Genomic DNA, 18,819 nt, shown 5'->3' with positions numbered 1-18,819 from the left:
GTAAAAATAATCAAAACAAGGAGGGATACACATGAATTTACGAGGCGCTATTATTCAAAATTTAAACGGACAAAACCCAAATGAATTATCGGCTGTTATTCAGGATGCCATTTCAAATGGCGAAGAAAAAACACTTCCAGGTCTTGGTGTGATGCTTGAACTTTTCTGGAAAAAAAGCACAACGGAAGAGCAAAAAGTTGTGTTAGAACGTATGGCATCAGCTCTTCAGTAACATTAAAAACCGCTCACAGCGCTGTGAGCGGTTTTATTTTCAATCAAAAGTGATGGTATTAACCGTATCGCGGTCAAGGCGAAGGATAACTTCTCCAAGCAGCTTTACAGCATTTTCATAATCATCACGGTGAAGCATAGCTGCATGAGAATGAATATAGCGTGTAGCAATCGTCACAGACAATGACGGAACACCGTTGCCTGTTTTATGAATTTCCCCGGAATCTGTTCCGCCGCCTGCCATAGCGTCAAATTGATAAGGAATATTCAATTCATCTGCTACGTCTGTTACAAAGTCACGCAGTCCTTTGTGGGATACCATCGATGCATCATACAAAATGATTTGCGGGCCTTTGCCCATTTTACCCATTGCTTCTTTTTCCGTTACGCCCGGTGTGTCGCCGGCAATGCCGACATCAACACCAAACGCGATATCCGGACCGATTTGGTGAGCGGACGTTTTCGCTCCACGCAGACCGACCTCTTCCTGTACAGTCCCAACACCGTAAACAATATTCGCATGTTGTTTATCCTTCACATATTTCATCACATCAATGGCAATCGCACAGCCAATTCGGTTATCCCATGCTTTAGCAAGGAGCATTTTTTCATTATTCATAACGGTAAATTCAAAGTATGGAACGACCATGTCGCCAGGACGCACGCCCCATTCTGAAGCTTCTTCACGACTTGATGCTCCAATATCGATAAACATATCTTTAATATCAACCGGTTTTTTGCGTGCTTCAGCCGGCAAAATATGCGGCGGCTTTGAACCGATCACGCCCGTTACATCTCCTTTACGGGTCACGATTGTCACACGCTGCGCGAGCATAACCTGGCTCCACCATCCGCCAACGGTTTGAAAACGAATGAATCCCTTGTCATCAATGCGTGTAACCATAAAGCCGACTTCATCCAGGTGTCCAGCCACCATAATTTTGGGTCCGTTTGCATCTCCTGTTTTTTTCGCAATCAAGCTGCCAAGCCCATCTGTTGTGACTTCTTCAGCGAATGGCTCGATATACTTTTGCATCACTTCACGTGCTTCACGTTCATTTCCGGCAATCCCCTTTGCGTCGGTTAACTCTTTTAGCATCGTCAATGTTTCATCCAGTTTCTTCATTAAATAAAATCCCCTTTCTTAGTAGCCCGATTGCTGGCGTTTATAGTTTACTTCATTTTTGGCAATATACGCTTCTTCCACTTCTTTTGTTGAAAACCCAAGCATATCACCCAGTGTGAAAAAGCGGTTCATTAGTAATTGATAAGCTTTCTTTGTTTTGCTTTGGTGAAAGGCATGAATCGCTCCTGTCACCAGCAAAAACTGATCAGTCACCGTTTTAGCAGGCTGCTGAGACGCCGGAGTGGTATCTGTCCAATTTGTTAAAATACCGAGTGATAAAATAAAATGGACGCCATCTACGAATTCCTCTAAAATTACACTTCGATCTGAAGGACCTTTTGTACTCCAAAATTTAAAGCAGCGGGTTTCATTGGCCAGTTCGCCTATTTCAACAAGCAGAGCAAGCACCTTTTGGTCAAACAGGTCGGTTCCTTCCAGGTTATGCTCTTTTTCTATGTAAGAATCAAGTCCGCGCTGCATGTGAAACAATGTATTCATATTCAAATGGCTGTTCCTCCTATCATGGCTAACACGATCAAATCAAGCACAGCAAGGAGCGGCATTCCATATTTAAAGGATGCATGCTTTGTTTTATGCCGATACGTCTGCATGGCGACCCATCCGCCGGGCGCACCACCAAGCAAAGCCAGCAGCCAGAGCGTCCTTTCCCTGGTTCGATAAAGCCGCTTCTGAGCCTTTTTTTTGTCATTTGCCATTGTAAGATAAGCGATAAAGTTTATAAAGATAAAATAAATAAAAACAATAGACATCTGCTTTCCTCCTTCTTTATTTTAACAAACTTTTCCCGAAACAGCCTAATTTGGAGAACGGCCCCTTTCTCTTTTTTAAAAAAACGACAAGATGATGGACCAGCAATTCAGCCCATATTCTACTCGTCTTGGGTCTTCAGCGTCACAGATGATGTTTATGTATACGAAAAAACCGCCCTGATCAATCAGGACGGTTTTGAGGTTATTAACCTAGTTGTTTTTTTGCAGCGTCTGCAAGCTGTGCAAATGCTTGTGAATCGCTAACAGCAAGATCAGCAAGCATTTTGCGGTTCACTTCGATACCAGCAAGCTTCAAACCGTGCATTAAACGGCTATAAGAAAGACCGTTTGTGCGAGCAGCTGCGTTGATACGAGTGATCCACAATTTGCGGAAGTCACGTTTTTTGTTACGGCGATCCCGGTATGCATATTGCAGGGATTTCATAACTTGTTGGTTGGCAACTTTATATAAACGATGTTTCGAACCGAAATAACCTTTTGCTAATTTAAGAACCTTTTTACGACGTTTGCGTGTTACAGTACCGCCTTTTACGCGTGGCATACTATTTCCCTCCTAGTGATGTTACAAAAATTTTTCTTACAGATTGTCAAGCATGTGGCGAATGCGTTTGAAATCGCCTTTAGAAACCATTGCGCTTTTACGCAATTTACGTTTTTGTTTAGTAGATTTGTTTGCAAACAAGTGGCTTGTGTAACCATGTGAACGTTTCAGTTTACCTGAACCTGTTTTCTTGAAACGTTTGGCAGAACCACGGTGAGTTTTCATTTTTGGCATTTCGTCTTCCTCCTCAAACTGGTTTACTTTTCGTTTTTAGGCGCCATAATAAGGAACATACTACGGCCGTCCATTTTCGGCTTGGACTCAACAGTCGCAACGTCCTTGCACGCTTCTGCAAAGCGGTCAAGTACACGCTGGCCGATTTCTTTATGCGTAATCGCACGTCCTTTGAATCGGATCGATGCTTTTACTTTGTCACCTTTTTCCAAGAACTTAATCGCATTGCGAAGCTTGGTATTAAAATCGTGGTCATCAATCGTTGGACTGAAGCGCACTTCTTTTAATTGGATGATTTTCTGGTTTTTGCGGGCTTCTTTCTCTTTCTTCTGCTGTTCGAATTTGAATTTGCCGTAGTCCATGATACGGGCTACAGGTGGTTTCGCATTCGGAGCAACAAGTACAAGATCAAGATTTACGCGGGCAGCAATTTCAAGTGCTTCGCGTTTTTGTTTGATGCCGAGCTGATCGCCGTTTTGATCGATCAAGCGTACTTCACGGGCACGAATGCCTTCGTTTAAATTCATGTCTTTGCTAATAATAAGCCACCTCCGGGTCATTTTAAAAAACACTGGTTAAAAGAGAAGCGCACTGCAGCATGAAAAAAGCGAGACATCTAGAAGTAGATGCCCCGCCAGTAAAAAGCTGAACGAGTCAGCTTAGTCGTTTACCATGTCAACCTGCCAGCTTGTTTGCCAGACGAGGTGAGAAGCGGGTGCTTCTGCTTTCTTTTATTACGTGTTTTATTCACCTAAGTAACTATATCATATCGTCTTTCAAATGTCCAGAAAACAAATTGAAAGAACCAACGTTTTAAATAATACCATTGCTTTTCAAAAAAAACAATAGTTTTTTTCTTAACGTTTGCCTTCTTTTTGAACAAGGTCGCGGAAAGCGTCAAAAGACATTGTTTCAGACTTCTGTTCACCATACTTGCGGACATTCACCGTACCGCCCTCAAGTTCTTTATCACCAACAACAAGCATGTATGGAATTTTCTTCATTTGTGATTCACGGATTTTGTAGCCAAGCTTTTCTTCACGGCTGTCCATCTCGACACGGATACCGGCTGCCTTCAGCTCATCCTGTAATTTTCTTGCATAGTCGTAGTGAACCTCATTGGAAACAGGAATGATTTGAACCTGCACAGGTGCAAGCCATGTTGGGAATGCCCCTTTGTATTCCTCAATCAAAAACGCAACAAAGCGTTCCATTGTGGAAACAACACCACGATGAATAACGACCGGACGGTGCTGCTTGCCATCTTCCCCGACATACGTTAAGTCAAAGCGTTCCGGAAGAAGGAAATCCAGCTGCACAGTAGACAACGTTTCTTCTTTACCAAGCGCTGTTTTCACCTGTACATCAAGCTTCGGCCCGTAAAATGCCGCTTCGTCTTCTGCCTCAACATATTCCATTCCAAAATCATCCATTGCTTCTTTCAGCATCGCCTGTGCTTTTTCCCACATTTCATCATCATTGTAATATTTTTCAGTGTTTTCCGGATCACGATAAGACAGACGGAATGAATAATCGTTCAAGCCGAAATCCTCGTACACAGCGAGTATCAATTCAACAACACGCTTTAATTCCTCTTTGATCTGATCTGGGCGAACAAAAATATGAGCATCATTTAATGTCATACCGCGAACGCGCTGAAGGCCAGCGAGCGCTCCTGACATTTCATAGCGGTGCATCGTACCCAGTTCCGCAATACGAATTGGCAGCTCACGATAGCTGTGAATATCATTTTTGTAAATCATCATATGATGCGGGCAGTTCATTGGGCGAAGCACAAGATCTTCATTATCCATTTCCATCGCCGGAAACATGCCTTCTTGATAATGCCCCCAATGGCCGCTTGTTTTATACAATTCAACGCTTCCAAGCACCGGAGTATATACGTGATCATAGCCAAGGCTTACTTCTTTATCGACGATATAGCGCTCAATAATACGGCGTATTGTTGCGCCTTTTGGCAGCCAGAGCGGCAGACCCTGTCCAACTTTCTGAGAATTGGTAAACAAATCAAGCTCTTTTCCGATTTTGCGGTGATCGCGCTCTTTTGCTTCTTCAATCATCTTCAAGTGATGTTCAAGGTCTTCCTTTTTAAAGAAAGCTGTTCCATAAATGCGCTGAAGCATTTTATTATCGGAATTTCCGCGCCAGTATGCACCGGCAATATTCAGCAGCTTGAATTCTTTTAATTTTCCCGTTGACGGAACGTGCACACCGCGACATAAATCAGTGAAATCACCCTGCTCATAAAGTGTTACGGTTTCGTCCGCTGGAATCGCCTGGAGAAGCTCCAGTTTATATTCATCATTGATTTCTTTGAAAAACTGCTCTGCTTCCACACGTGACACTTCTTTACGGATAACTGGCACATTTTCGTTAATGATCTTTTTCATTTCTTTTTCAATTTTCGGCAAATCTTCTGGTGTAATAGATTCGTCAAGATCAATGTCATAGTAAAAGCCGCCCTCGATAACCGGCCCAACACCAAGCTTGACTTTATCAGCTCCATAAACACGCTTGATTGCCTGAGCCATCAAGTGCGCTGTACTGTGGCGCAGCACTTCAAGCGCATCCGCATGCTCCGGTGTGATAATTTCAATCGCGCCATCCTGCTCGATTGGTGTTTTTAAATCAATAAACTGACCTGAGACTTTTCCCGCAAGTGCTTTTTTACGCAGACCCGGGCTGATTGACTGCGCCACTTCTTCCATTGTTGTTCCAGACGGAAATTCCTTTACAGCGCCATCTGGGAATGTTAATTGAATCGACATATGTGTTTCCTCCTTCTTTTTAAACGACAAAAAACCCCGCTCCTCCATAAATGAAGGGGCGAGGTTTAATCGCGGTTCCACCCAACTTTCCAGGGAATCCCTGGCTCAATTGCAGTCAGATAACGGTCTGGTGCCGCCGCTTCTTACTTTCAGGTTCAGAAGCAGAGCTCGAGGGTGGTGAATTTATTTGGTCCGACGGGAAAGTTGCAGCTCTTTTGCTTTCCCTCTCTGTAGACGTCTCAAATAAAACATGTCCCTGTCTTCGCTTTTCGTATGACGTTATTATAGTCTCCCGTTCATTCAAAATCAAGCATGAGTTTTAATGACGGCGGTTCATACCGGCCATTTCAACCGGAAGCGCCAGATATTTAATGCGCTCCATGATCCGCTTTGCTTTTAGCCCTTCTTGTTCTCCACGTTGTGAGTAAGTAAGATGGTATTCTAAATCGTCAAGCTTAAAATTAGATGTAAAAAGCGTTGGCAGATTTTCAAGCATTCTAAACTGAAGAATCGTTCCTAAGATATCATCGCGTACCCAGCTGGACATAGACTCGGCTCCAATATCATCTATCATAAGCACTGGCGCACTTTTTACTTTCTCCAGCTTACTATCCAGTGATTGATCACTTAAAGATTGCTTCATTTCCCTTACAAATTCCGGAAAGTACATGATAAGTGAAGATGTATTATTTTCCTCAGCCAGATCATTTGCGATAGCGCCTAACAAATATGACTTGCCCACGCCAAACGCTCCGTAAATGTACAGGCCTTTCGTTTGCTTATCTTTTATATAGTTCTCGACAAATTCTTCTGCTGCTTTTATTGCATTATGTCGATCAGGATCTTTAAAATCCAGGTCATCAAATCTGGCATTAAGTATATTTTTTGGCACATACAAACTTTTAATTAATTTTTCATTCTCTTTTTTCTGGTCGTCATTTATTTTTCGCGAGCAACGATGGTAATCCAGCTCTACTCTTCCTCGACGCCACAACAATTCCGGCTCAAAGCCTTGCATGATGTTTATACATTGAGAAAGGCTTGGGCATTTATCACATTTTTTACTTTGAGTCTTATACTCATATAGTTTCACCAAATTTTTTTGGATCGCCTCATCAGATAAATCACTTTTATTTTTCTCAATAAAATTTCTAATAGACGGATCGCTTAAAATTTCATTTCGCATAGCCTCAAAGCGCGATTGAAAATCAAGCGAATTTGTCATTTTCTTTAAACTTTCATTAATCCTTTTCATTTGTCTTCATCGCCTGCCTTCTTCGCTGCCTATTTTTAATTCTCTCTTCAAGTTCACGGCTTTCTTTCTCAAGTGCTTTCTCTTCTTCTGGAGAGCGTTTAGACTTTTGATCTTTTTCCTGAAGCCAGTCCGGCATTCTTTCTATACGGGTGGCTCTCACATTCGGTTTTTGGCCGGCTTTTGATTTACTGGACGTCCATTCCTTTGATTGCTTTTGCTCGCTTCTCGCCAGTTCAATGCCTTCTTTGGCTGTTTTCACTTTTTTACGCGCCCACTGAGCAGCAATTTTGTCCATAAAGCTTTTCGACAGCTTCATATTTGATCTCAGCATAACATATTGAATAAGTGCATTCATCACACCTGGCGTAAAATCGTATTGAAGCATCACCTGTTCAATCAGCTTCATATCAACAGATGAAGGCGCTCTATCTGATATATCGATCATCATTTGATAAGGTGTGACCGATTCACAATGAAAAATCAGCTTTTCTTCCTGCGTTTTCGGCTGAACTACTTCTTTATGTTCGGGGCTTCCCATACGCGGCGTCATGTCAGGAAGACGGCCGCCTGACTCAAACTGGTACGCGTTACGTGCAGACTTTCGAAGCTCGTCTACATCAATTTCATCCTGCTCATTCAAAGAAGACAAAACCAGGTTTTTCATATCCAGCGCTTTGATCCCATACAAAAAAGACAATTTTTTTATCGTTTCTTTAATAAACGGCGTTAAGGAAGACGCGGGAATAAGCGCATCCTTGAGTGCACGCTCAAGCTCTGAAAAATCGAATGACTCATTTAAAACGGGTCCTGCTTTTGCCCCCTTTGAAGCGAATCGGCTGCCAGGCTCCGGCATGCTTTCTTGTTCTGCTTCCTGCGCATCGGCATACCCTGTCGAAAATACATCTGGGAATGCATGTGTCACCTCGCGATAATCCGATGACTTTGCTTCCCGGTCACAAAACATCCGTTTGAGCCGTAAAAAATGAGGCCGGCCGATTTTTCGATAAAGAAAAACATTTAAAAGTCCGTCTGTAAAAAACTGGTCTGGCGCAAGCGGAGACAGCAGTTCATAAAGAAATTCCCGGTTTTCCTCTGCTTTTTTTACATATGTTTTTAGTAAGCCGATTCCTTCAAGCTTCAGCCGATCTTCATATATTTGCTGCGGACTGCAGCCGAGTGTATTCATTAAGTGATAGTGCAGGGCACTATCAGATGACAGCTTGCCATCCTCTACTTCCGCGTACATGGTCATATATAAGCTGAGCGCCTGGGCGCCAATTAGCGGCTGGTACAACAGCGCCATCACTTTTTGTTCAAGGCTGTCCACGCAGCCAGATACTGTTACCCTGTAAGCATCGGCGGGCTGCATTTCATTCCAGTGCCGATTCATGTTCTTCACCTCAAAGTTTTCTTAAATAAGAAGAAAAAAGCCCGGAGCCATGTTTCTCCCGGGAGTTTATTTTTCTTTGTTAATGATTTCTTTTAATTCATCCAAAAACACATTAATATCTTTAAACTGCCGATAAACCGATGCAAAGCGAACATACGCTACTTCGTCAATGTCTGCAAGGCGGTCCATCACCATTTCACCAATTTCATCTGACTGTACTTCCGATGTACCTTTTGAGCGCAGTTCCTGTTCAATATCTGCAGTTATTTTCTCAAGCGTTCCAAGCGGAACCGGACGCTTCTCACATGCTTTTATTAATCCGCGAAGCATTTTTTCGCGGTTAAATTCTTCGCGCATTCCTTCTTTTTTTACAACGATGAGCGGCATATGCTCTACACGTTCAAATGTCGTAAACCGGTAGCCGCATTTTTCGCATTCACGGCGCCGGCGGATGGAATGCCCGTCATCTGCCGGGCGCGAATCAACAACTTTCGTCCCGTTAAAACGGCAGTCAGGGCAAATCATGGCTTTAATCAACTCCGATTTTATTTATATCCTTCAATGTGCTGGTTTGTTCTTACTCATTATCATACTAAAAAAGAGACTTTATGAAAATAAAAAAGAGGTGTATGAAAGTTCATACACCCCGTTTTGTTTACAGCGCATTTGCAGTTTCTTTAAGTTGCGTGCGCACAGGACCCATACCGCGCGGCATTTCAATTGTTTCGCGGGTTTCAGCTTCAAGCGCATCTGCAATATAGTTGGCAGCAATGTTCGGATCAAGATCCCCACATGTATAAACATCAATACTAGCATATCCATGTTCCGGGAAGCTGTGAATCGTTAAATGAGACTCGGAGATGATGACGACTCCACTAACTCCCTGCGGAGCAAACTTGTGGAACGCGACTTCGCGAATTTCCGCACCTGACTTAAGAGCGGCGTCGACAAACGTTCTCTCGATGACTTCCATATCGTTTAATTTGTCAAAATTGCAGCCCCATAATTCTGAAATGACGTGACGACCCATTGTTTCCATGATCGTTCCCCCTTTTACAAAGTATTTTTTGAATCAATTGTAAAAGTGATCACTGCCACGGGGGAAAGTTAGTCCGAAGAGGTCCTAACCCTTTAAGCATTTATTTCACAAAGTTGAGTATACGACCTGTCACAACATTTTGCAACAAGTTTCTCTATTTTTTTCAAACAAAAAAGCTCCGGACGGCACCGGAGCTTATGTATGGGATACTTAAGCTGGAACGTAAGCTTCTTTCTTCATTTCTTTCGCAACAAACTGAGCAAGATCGACAACACGGCAGGAGTATCCCCACTCATTATCGTACCAGGCGAGCACTTTTACTTTTGTTTCACCCATCACCATCGTAGTCAGGCCATCAATCGTAGAAGAATGAGGATTTGTATTAAAATCAACCGATACAAGCGGCTCTTCCGTAAAGCCAAGAATACCATTCAATGGACCTGCCGCTGCTTTTTGAAAGGCTTCGTTTACTTCTTCTACTGTTACCGGCTTTTTCACATCAACAACAAGGTCAACCAGTGAAACATTAGAAGTTGGCACACGCAGGGCCATTCCATGCACTTTTCCTTTTAACTGCGGCAGCACAAGAGAAAGTGCTTTCGCTGCTCCTGTTGAAGTAGGAATAATAGACTGAGCGCATGCACGGGCGCGGCGCAGATCTTTATGTGGATTATCAATATTTTTTTGGTCATTTGTGTAAGCATGTACAGTTGTCATCAAGCCATTTTCGATGCCAAATTGGTCATCAAGCACTTTTGCTACCGGCGCAAGACAATTTGTTGTGCAGGATGCATTGGAAATAATATGGTGATTGTCAATATCAAGTACTTCTTCATTAACACCCATTACAATCGTTACATCTTCCTCTTTGCCAGGCGCAGTCAAAATCACTTTTTTGGCTCCTGCCTGCAGGTGAAGGGCTGCTTTATCACGAGCATTAAATTTCCCTGTTGCTTCAATTACAATATCTATCTCAAGTTCACCCCATGGAAGCTCAAGCGGATCACGGCTGGACAGAAGCTGAACGCGCTTCCCATTTACGATAAGGGCTTTTTCGTCAATTTGAATATCTCCTTCAAATTTGCCATGATTTGTATCATATTTAAGCAAATGTGCAAGTGTTTCGGCTGGATAACTGGCGTTTACCGCAATAATATCAAGATTGTCTTCTAAAATGGCTTTACGAAACACCATACGTCCAATACGTCCAAATCCGTTAATTGCTACTTTTGCTTTTGTCATAAAAAAGCCCCTCCTACTAATAATGTTATACTTTATATTAATTAACTGAATTTAGTATAACATATTTCATCGACAATGGAACAATAAATGTCCCACTTATTGAATTTTTTTTAGAAGGGGACAAAAAAAGACCCGATTAAGAATCAATTCCTAATCGGGCAAGCCATTGTTCCAGCTGCTTCGCTGTTTCCTCTTTTGTTCCACTGTTGTCGATTATGTCATCAGCTAGTTCTTTTTTTTCTTCAATGGGCATTTGAGACGCAATACGGGCTGATGCTTCTTCTTCTGTATAACCATTACGCTTCATCAGCCTTTCTAGTTGAATAGGGGGAGCAACGTAAATAAGCAATGTACGATCCGCCATCCATGTGAGCTTGCTTTCAAAAAGAAGTGGAACGTCAAAAACAATGGTTTTATGTCCTTTATCTATCGCTTTATCCTTTTCCGCCATCATCCAGGCGCGTACAGCAGGATGTACAATTTCATTTAATTGCTTTCGCTTCTCCTCATCATGAAAAATAACAGAGCCGAGCTTTTCCCGGTTTAACGTTCCGTCTGAGCTCAATATGTCCCGACCGAATGTATCGGCAATTTTTTGCAGAGCCGGCTGGCCCGGTTCAACAACAGCGCGAGCCGCAATATCAGCATCAATTACAGGAAAGCCTTTTTCTTTTAACATATCGCTGACTGTGCTTTTTCCGCTTGCAATCCCACCCGTTAATCCAATAATCATAAAGGATGCTCCAGCGGCTGACAATGAAGGCAAACGTGGGTGCCGCGCCCACCCGTTTTTGTTTTGACAATCTCTGCTCCACACTCTACACACGCTTCTCCTGCACGACCATATACATTCAGCACTTCTTGAAATGTTCCTTTCTGTCCCTGACTGTTTACATACGTGCGAATGGTGCTTCCCCCCCGCTCAACCGCCTCTGCCAGCACGGAAATCGTATGCTGATGAATATCCCTTGCTTCATTCTTTGTAATCGTCCGGCCAAGCCGGTGCGGATGCACGCGTGACCGAAACAGCACTTCATCTACATAAATGTTGCCAAGCCCTGTAACGATTATTTGATCTAAAAGAGCCGTTTTGACTTGACGTGATGTTTTTTGCAGTTTTTCATATAAATGTTCGGCCGTAAAACGTTCATCAAATGGTTCAGGTCCCAGCACCCTCAACGAAGCCAGCTCGTGTTCCGTTCCTTTTGCTGTTAAATGCATCGTGCCAAATTTACGAACATCACGGTACCGAAGCTCGGTGTTATCTGTAAATGTAAAAACAACATGCGTATGAGGTGCCTCAGGGTCTGAAGAGTGATTAACACTAAATTTACCTTCCATCCGCAAATGAGAAATAAGGGCATAATGATCAAGCTGGAAAATCAAAAACTTCCCTCTTCGATCGATTGACTGAATCGTTTCACCGATTAGTGCATCCCGAAAAGCATCTGCTTCGGGCTGTTTAATCATCTTTGGCCAGCGCACATCGACACTGGCAATCGTTTTGCCCGCCGCAAGTTCCAAGAGCGTACGGCGGACGGTTTCAACCTCCGGTAATTCCGGCATGTTTCTCTCTCCTTACTTGGCATCGTACCATGTCGGACCAAATGAATAATCCACTTTGAGCGGTACATCGAGCTCAAAAGCATGTTCCATTACATCCGGCACAATACGCTCCATTTGTTCAATTTCTTCTTTTGGTACATCAAAAATCAGTTCATCATGCACCTGCAGCAAAAGCTTGGACGTTAAGCCTTCCCGTTCCAGACGCTCTGCTGTATCAATCATCGCTTTTTTAATAATATCAGCGGCACTTCCTTGAATCGGCGTGTTCATCGCTGTACGTTCACCAAAAGAGCGCAAATTAAAATTCCGGCTGGTTACTTCAGGAATGTAACGGCGGCGGTTTAGCAATGTCGTTACGTATCCTTTTTCTTTTGCTCCACGGATAGCCGAGTCCATGTATTCTTTCACACCAGGATACGTGTTTAAATAACGTTCAATAAAAGCAGCGGCATCCTTGCGTGTAATACCAAGGCTTTGAGACAAGCCGTAATCACTGATTCCATACACAATACCGAAATTGACTGCTTTTGCCTGGCGTCGCATATTGGAGGTGACTCCCTCTTCTTCCACGTGAAAGACCTCCATAGCGGTTGCTGTATGGATGTCGAGTCCCTGCTGAAAAGCATCAATGAGCTTTTCATCTCTGCTGATATGCGCCAGAACCCGAAGCTCGATTTGGGAATAGTCAGCCGCAAACAGAACAGAATCTTCTTTTTCCGGAACGAATGCCTGCCGGATTTTTCGTCCTTCCTCTAAACGGATCGGAATGTTTTGCAGGTTGGGGTCGGTCGAGCTTAATCGTCCTGTCTGGGTCAAAGCCTGGTTAAAGCGGGTATGAATTTTATGTGTAGCTGGATCCGCCACTTTTAGCAGCCCTTCAATATACGTCGACTGAAGCTTGCCAATTTGCCGGTAATCTAATATGTGCTGCACAATTTCATGAGATGGCGCCAGCTTTTCCAACACGTCTGCAGAAGTGGAATAGCCGGTTTTTGTTTTTTTAATTGGCGGAAGCCCCAGCTTTTCAAACAAAATGACGCCAAGCTGCTTTGGTGAATTAATATTAAAATCTGTTCCGGCAAGCTCGTGAATCGTTTGTTCCATTTGAGCCAGTCGTTTTTTCAATTCTGTACCCATTTCATTTAACCGGTCTACATCCACCCGAATGCCCTCTGACTCCATATCTGCTAAAATAAGGGCAAGCGGGAGCTCCAGCTCATCAAACAGCTGGTTTTGATCGTTTTGGGTTAATTCCTGCCGACACGTGTCATCAAGACGGCTTAATGCCTCTGCTTTTGCACTAATATGCCTCGCATAAACCTGTTCGTCTGGAAGAGCCAGCTTCGCTCCTTTTCCATAAATGGTTTCATCAGAAGCAATGCCTTCTTCGCCATGCAGCTTTGCGACAGCCGCAAAATCCTCCGGTGATTCAGACGGGTTAATTAAATATGAGGCCAGGAAAACATCAAAGTCAATCCCCGCTAATTCAATGCCGGCACGCCGAAGCGCAATCACCGTTCTTTTTGCATCATAAACGGTTTTTCGAACGGACGGGTTTTCGGCCCACTCTTTGAATGCTGAGGAAGATACAGCCGTTTCACCCGGCATAAAAATTGTTTTACCATTTCCGGATACCGAAATGCCCGCAATGGGCGACCGGTGGTAATTTACATCGAGCATTTCTACATATACAGCATCCGCTTGTTCAAAAAAAGACGCTTCCGGCTCCCTTACAATTGTAAAATCCACATCTTTTACGGGTTCTGCTGCCTCGGTGCGCTGAATGCCGTCAAGTAACGTTTTAAATTCAAGATCCCGGTATAAATCATATAATTTATCCTGGTCTGCCCCGTTATAAGCAAGCCGTTCGATCCCAAGCTCCATTGGCACTGTCCGTAAAATAGTAGCAAGCTGCTTGCTCATCACCGCTTTGTCTTTGTGTTCAACAAGCTTTTCTTTGAGCTTGGCGCCGCTCACCTGATCAATTGACTCCATTAATTCTTCAACAGAGCGAAACTGCTTCAACAATTTTATCGCTGTTTTTTCACCAACGCCCGGCACACCGGGAATATTGTCGGAGGCATCTCCCATCAGCCCCTTCATATCAATAATTTGAAGAGGGGTTAAGCCGTATTTTTCTTCAATATGCTCTGGCGTATATTCTTCAATGTCCGTAATCCCTTTGCGGGTAATGCATACTGTCGTTTTATTTGTTGCCAGCTGTGTTAAGTCTTTGTCACCTGAATAAACCTTGACTGTATATCCTTCTTTTTCTGCTTGAAGAGACAGTGTTCCGATAATATCGTCCGCCTCGTAATTTTCTAATTCAAAATAAGGAATGCTGTATGCTTTCAGTAGTTCACGCACATAAGAAAATTGCTCGGATAACTCAGGCGGCGTTTTTTGGCGCGTCCCTTTATATTCAGTAAAAGTTTTGTGGCGAAAAGTGGTTTTGCCTGCGTCAAACGCTACTAGCATATGAGTTGGCTGTTCGTCTTTCACCATTTTATTCAGCATCATCGCAAAGCCATATACTGCATTTGTATGCACGCCTTTTGAATTGCTTAAAAGCGGCAATGCAAAAAAAGCTCGGTATGCAATGCTGTTGCCATCGATAAGCACTAATTTTTTTTCCATACATCCTCCTTGACACCTATAGTAAATACATTTAAAAGAACGTAAGCGCCTGTTTATCGGTAGTAAGCATCAGAATAAAACAAAAGCTGATAACGCAGCGTCCTGCTTAAGCGTCTTTATAAATGACCTCCCGTAAGCTTTCAAACCGACACGACAGCGACTGGAGCTCGACATTATTCAATAAAAAAGCCGTTGTTTTTCTTTTTTATTCTACCATGCACGGCAGAAAAAAAGAAAACAACGGCTTGGATCGCTCTGGAAAAAAAGCGGCGAAGGACCATCAACTAAGTACCTTCGCCAAACAAAAGCTGGATAAAGGGGTTGATACTCATACTATACCAGCTCAATATAAAATGAATGTAAACGGTTCATTAATCTTTTGTAAAGTCATGCCTTAATTCCTTGATAAATGAAACAGTAAACGTCGTCCCTTCATTCAGCTTGCTTTCTACATTGATTTTTCCATGATGGGCTTCCATAATATGTTTAACGATAGCCAGGCCCAGTCCCGTGCCACCCGAATCACGGCTTCGCGCTTTGTCTACACGATAAAAACGCTCAAAGATACGCGGCAGCTCCGCTTTTTCAATCCCAATTCCGGTGTCGGAAACTTTTACATTTACCATTTGATCTGACTCATTTGCTTGAATAAAAATCTGGCCATCTTTTGGTGTATATAAAATGGCGTTTGTAATAAGATTGACAAATACCTGCTTTAGCCGGTACTCATCTCCTTCAATAACCAGCCCATCCGGTATATTGACTTGAAGATCTATCTGCTTTGCCTCCATCCGGCTTTCAAGCGTAACGATCACTTCTTCTAAAAGTTTCGCCAGGGATACAGTCGTTACATTCAGTGCAAGACCTTTTTGCTCAATTTTTGAAAGGTCTAATAAATCAGCAACAAGCCGCTCCATCCGGCCACTTTCTTTCCAAATAATATCCAGAAACATCTTGGCAGCATCTGGATCACTTAAAGCCCCATCCAATAAAGTTTCAGAAAATCCTTTAATAGAGGTAATAGGTGTTTTTAATTCGTGAGAAACGTTAGCCACAAAATCTTTCCGCATTTGTTCAAGATGCTTGATTTCGGTAATGTCATGGAATACGACAAGGATACCTTTCCATTCATCATTCGTGCCGATAATTGGAGCACCCGATACTTCAACATCCTTTTCTTCAAGATCAAATGTTATTTTAATTTGGCGGCGGACATTTTTTTCTGTCATAAAGACGTCCTCGACAATTTTGATCACGTCTTCCTGCGTGATCACTTCATAATATCGTTTTTTAATAATACGACCCGTACTATACATCTTTTTAAAAGATCGATTGGCCATCACAACATATCCACGGTCATCAATTAGCAGGAGGCCGCTTTCAATGTTTTCAATCAATGTGGTAAGACGATTTTGGTGGACTTCCTGCGCCTGCATCATTTCCTGAAGGTTCCGCGCCAGGATATTAATCGATGTACTGAGCATCCCCATTTCGTCTGGCGGTGTTTCATACGTTCTGGCCCGGTAATTACCTTTTGCCAGTTCAATCGCAACCGCAGCAGCAGATTCAATTGGCTTAACATAACGGGTTGTGATTTTTGTACCTATCAACACAATTAAAACGAGCGAAAACCCAAGCGATGCAAGCAAAATAGCCCAAATTTGTCCATAAATTTCGTCAAGCGCATCTACCCGCATGCTGACAACGATATAACCTTCCCTTTCTTCCCTCGCATTTACGATAGGCTCCCAGTGATATTGAACATCCATTTTTCGAAGCAGTGAATCTCTATAATTTTCTTCATTTAGTGTATTCGAAATACGGTAAACAATATCGCGATGGATATTTGTTTCTCGCTCATCTTCTCCACCGCTATCATAAAGAAGGTTCCCATTGTTATCTGCGATACTCAGACGCGTATCCATTTGTCCGCTCCATTTTTCGAGCATGTCAGAATTATACGATTCCACGCCTCCCCAGTCTTCTATTGTACCAGCGAGCATAGAAGTTTCTCGTTCCAGGCGGTCATTGATCGTCGCCAAATAATATGATTTAAACATTTGACCGAGCCAAATGCCTAAAGCAGCTAATACGGCAGCAATCAAAATAAAAAGCGACAAAATCAGTTTTGCACGAAAATTGATCACGCTTCTTTTGGCTCTTCCAATTTATAGCCGAGGCCCCGGATTGTTTTGATATATTGTGGTTTCTTTGTGTTTTCTTCCATTTTGTCTCTTAAATGGCTAATATGTACATCAACAATTCTCGTGTCACCCACAAAGTCATATTTCCAAACCGCGGCAAGCAGCTGGTCACGCGTCAAGACTCTCGTTTTGTTTTCGGCTAAAAACAACAGCAGTTCAAATTCCTTTGGCGTTAAATCAAGCAAATTTTCTTTATAATAGGCTTCATATTTTTCAGGATAAAGTTTTAAATCGGCCACCTTAATCAGTGCGCTGTCTTCTTCCTCAACAGGGACAACTTCCACTGGCGGCAGCTGTACACGCCGCAAAATAGCTTTTACGCGTGCAATTAGTTCCCTTGGACTGAATGGTTTTGTCATATAATCATCCGCACCCAGTTCTAGGCCAAGCACTTTATCAAATTCTTCGTCCTTTGCTGTCAGCATTAAAATGGGCGTAGTAACCCGTCTTTGCCGCAAATCTTTGCAAACTTCCATTCCATCGTACTTTGGCAGCATCCAATCTAAAATAATTAAATCTGCAGCCACAGACTCTGCTTTTTGAAGAGCTTCTTCTCCATCACAAGCTGTTTCTACTTCGAAACCTGCCTGCTCAAGATTATATTTAATTAGTGTGACAATAGATGGTTCATCATCTACAACCAAAATTTTCTTCATATGTCCCTCCTGATTCAAATGTCTATCTTTCATTATAACGAAGAAATGGAACCCAATAAAGTACCGTTCTACATAAAAAAAGAACCTGCCTTTATGTGGCAGGTTCTTTTAGTCACTTATTAAGAAAGAACAGACATAACATTGCGCACAGCTTCAGCAGATTTATCAAGGCCTGTTTTTTCGTCCGCTGTCAATTCAAGCTCAATGATTTTTTCAATACCATTGCCGCCCAAAATAGTAGGAACACCTAAATATAAATCGTTGTAGCCATACTCACCTTCAAGATACGCAATAGCCGGCAAAATGCGGCGCTGGTCTTTTAAAATAGCTTCAGTCATTTCAACAAGTGATGCAGCTGGTGCATAGTAGGCTGAACCGTTGCCTAAAAGCTGAACAATTTCACCGCCGCCTTTGCGTGTGCGTTCAACGATGGCTTCTAAACGATCTTTTGGAATAAGCGTTTCTAGCGGAATGCCACCTGCATACGAATAGCGCACAAGCGGCACCATGTCGTCTCCATGTCCGCCAAGAACGAATCCTGTTACATCCTTCACAGAAATTTTAAGTTCTTGCGCTACAAATGTACGGAAACGAGCTGTATCAAGTACACCTGACTGACCAATAACACGGCTTTTCGGGAATCCTGATTCTTTTAGGACTGTGTATGTCATCGCATCAACAGGATTTGTCAACACAATAATTGTACAATTTGGAGAATATTTTACAATTTCAGCGGTAACAGATTTCATAACTTTTTGATTTGTTTGCACAAGATCATCGCGGCTCATGCCGGGCTTACGCGCAATACCAGCTGTGATAATGACGATATCTGATTCTGCTGTTTCTGCATAATCAGACGTGCCGGTAATATTTGCATCAAACCCTTGAATTGGGCTTGCTTCAAGCATATCCAATGCTTTTCCTTTCGTTGGGCCGTCGGCTTGCGGGATATCAACAAGAACGACATCGGCCAACTCTTTTTGTGCAAGCAGGAATGCAGTTGTGGCACCCGTAAAGCCTCCGCCGATTACAGAAACCTTTTTACGATTGTATGCTGTCATAATAAAACTCCTCCTTTATATGGTGGAACCAGATATTATGTAAGATGCTCTCCTTTT

At 42.8% G+C, this 18,819-nt stretch carries 19 protein-coding genes and 2 other annotated features; of the genes, 1 reads left to right on the top strand and 18 read right to left on the bottom strand.

Annotation, left to right across the window (positions count from 1 at the left end):
* The first annotated feature begins 31 nt into the window (after window positions 1-31).
* Window positions 32-232 carry a small acid-soluble spore protein SspI gene (gene sspI / locus VP97_RS07705; RefSeq protein WP_050181162.1) on the top strand — a complete coding sequence of 67 codons (201 nt, stop codon included), beginning with the start codon at window positions 32-34 and terminating at the stop codon, window positions 230-232.
* 39 nt (window positions 233-271) lie between these two features.
* On the opposite strand, the gene VP97_RS07700 is transcribed toward sspI, so the two are convergent.
* The 18 genes from VP97_RS07700 to mdh form a co-directional block, all read right to left on the bottom strand.
* On the bottom strand, window positions 272-1,357 hold the full coding sequence (locus VP97_RS07700; RefSeq protein WP_050181161.1) for a M42 family metallopeptidase: 1,086 nt from the start codon (window positions 1,355-1,357) through the stop codon (window positions 272-274).
* 18 nt (window positions 1,358-1,375) lie between these two features.
* Window positions 1,376-1,861: a dUTP diphosphatase gene (locus VP97_RS07695; RefSeq protein WP_050181160.1), complete on the bottom strand. Its 486-nt coding sequence runs from the start codon at window positions 1,859-1,861 to the stop codon at window positions 1,376-1,378.
* Window positions 1,858-2,127, bottom strand: coding sequence for a DUF1294 domain-containing protein (locus VP97_RS07690; protein ID WP_050181159.1), 270 nt, complete (start codon window positions 2,125-2,127; stop codon window positions 1,858-1,860). Before VP97_RS07690 ends, VP97_RS07695 begins: the two co-directional genes overlap by 4 nt.
* Window positions 2,128-2,332: 205 nt before the next feature.
* Complete coding sequence (rplT, locus tag VP97_RS07685) at window positions 2,333-2,689, bottom strand: 50S ribosomal protein L20 (RefSeq protein ID WP_050181158.1); 357 nt, start codon at window positions 2,687-2,689, stop codon at window positions 2,333-2,335.
* Between the two features lie 36 nt (window positions 2,690-2,725).
* Complete coding sequence (gene rpmI, locus VP97_RS07680; RefSeq protein WP_050181157.1) at window positions 2,726-2,923, bottom strand: 50S ribosomal protein L35; 198 nt, start codon at window positions 2,921-2,923, stop codon at window positions 2,726-2,728.
* A gap of 23 nt (window positions 2,924-2,946) precedes the next feature.
* Window positions 2,947-3,465, bottom strand: coding sequence for a translation initiation factor IF-3 (infC, locus tag VP97_RS07675; protein ID WP_156153449.1), 519 nt, complete (start codon window positions 3,463-3,465; stop codon window positions 2,947-2,949).
* A 53-nt stretch (window positions 3,466-3,518) separates the two neighbouring features.
* Window positions 3,519-3,656, bottom strand: a sequence feature (ribosomal protein L20 leader region).
* 124 nt (window positions 3,657-3,780) lie between these two features.
* Complete coding sequence (thrS, locus tag VP97_RS07670) at window positions 3,781-5,712, bottom strand: threonine--tRNA ligase (RefSeq protein ID WP_050181155.1); 1,932 nt, start codon at window positions 5,710-5,712, stop codon at window positions 3,781-3,783.
* 51 nt (window positions 5,713-5,763) lie between these two features.
* Window positions 5,764-5,984: a binding site (T-box leader), on the bottom strand.
* A 47-nt stretch (window positions 5,985-6,031) separates the two neighbouring features.
* Complete coding sequence (dnaI, locus tag VP97_RS07665) at window positions 6,032-6,967, bottom strand: primosomal protein DnaI (RefSeq protein WP_050181154.1); 936 nt, start codon at window positions 6,965-6,967, stop codon at window positions 6,032-6,034.
* On the bottom strand, window positions 6,954-8,357 hold the full coding sequence (locus VP97_RS07660) for a replication initiation and membrane attachment family protein (protein ID WP_050181153.1): 1,404 nt from the start codon (window positions 8,355-8,357) through the stop codon (window positions 6,954-6,956). The genes dnaI and VP97_RS07660 overlap by 14 nt, the downstream gene beginning before the upstream one ends.
* A gap of 66 nt (window positions 8,358-8,423) precedes the next feature.
* Entirely contained in the window at window positions 8,424-8,882 is a 459-nt protein-coding gene (gene nrdR, locus VP97_RS07655) for a transcriptional regulator NrdR (protein ID WP_050181152.1), read from the bottom strand.
* A gap of 130 nt (window positions 8,883-9,012) precedes the next feature.
* A complete protein-coding gene (gene speD / locus VP97_RS07650; RefSeq protein WP_050181151.1) occupies window positions 9,013-9,396 on the bottom strand; it encodes an adenosylmethionine decarboxylase in 384 nt (127 codons plus the stop codon).
* A gap of 210 nt (window positions 9,397-9,606) precedes the next feature.
* On the bottom strand, window positions 9,607-10,638 hold the full coding sequence (locus VP97_RS07645; RefSeq protein WP_050181150.1) for a glyceraldehyde-3-phosphate dehydrogenase: 1,032 nt from the start codon (window positions 10,636-10,638) through the stop codon (window positions 9,607-9,609).
* Between the two features lie 136 nt (window positions 10,639-10,774).
* Window positions 10,775-11,371, bottom strand: coding sequence for a dephospho-CoA kinase (coaE, locus tag VP97_RS07640; RefSeq protein WP_050181149.1), 597 nt, complete (start codon window positions 11,369-11,371; stop codon window positions 10,775-10,777).
* Window positions 11,368-12,204, bottom strand: a complete 837-nt coding sequence (gene mutM / locus VP97_RS07635; RefSeq protein ID WP_050181148.1) for a DNA-formamidopyrimidine glycosylase — start codon at window positions 12,202-12,204, stop codon at window positions 11,368-11,370. Before mutM ends, coaE begins: the two co-directional genes overlap by 4 nt.
* A gap of 12 nt (window positions 12,205-12,216) precedes the next feature.
* Window positions 12,217-14,841 (bottom strand): DNA polymerase I, encoded by a 2,625-nt coding sequence (polA, locus tag VP97_RS07630; protein WP_050181147.1) that lies wholly within the window; start codon window positions 14,839-14,841, stop codon window positions 12,217-12,219.
* A gap of 371 nt (window positions 14,842-15,212) precedes the next feature.
* On the bottom strand, window positions 15,213-16,988 hold the full coding sequence (gene pnpS, locus VP97_RS07620) for a two-component system histidine kinase PnpS (protein ID WP_050181145.1): 1,776 nt from the start codon (window positions 16,986-16,988) through the stop codon (window positions 15,213-15,215).
* The gene (locus VP97_RS07615) at window positions 16,985-17,701 is read right to left on the bottom strand and encodes a response regulator transcription factor (RefSeq protein WP_050181144.1); all 717 of its coding nucleotides are present in this window, start codon (window positions 17,699-17,701) and stop codon (window positions 16,985-16,987) included. The genes pnpS and VP97_RS07615 overlap by 4 nt, the downstream gene beginning before the upstream one ends.
* Before the next feature lie 119 nt (window positions 17,702-17,820).
* Window positions 17,821-18,762, bottom strand: a complete 942-nt coding sequence (gene mdh / locus VP97_RS07610; RefSeq protein WP_050181143.1) for a malate dehydrogenase — start codon at window positions 18,760-18,762, stop codon at window positions 17,821-17,823.
* Between the last annotated feature and the right edge of the window lie 57 nt (window positions 18,763-18,819).

This window comes from Domibacillus robiginosus (assembly GCF_000966195.1).
GTDB classification, from domain to species: Bacteria; Bacillota; Bacilli; order Bacillales; family Domibacillaceae; genus Domibacillus; species Domibacillus robiginosus.
This window is presented reverse-complemented; position numbering and strand designations above follow the sequence as displayed.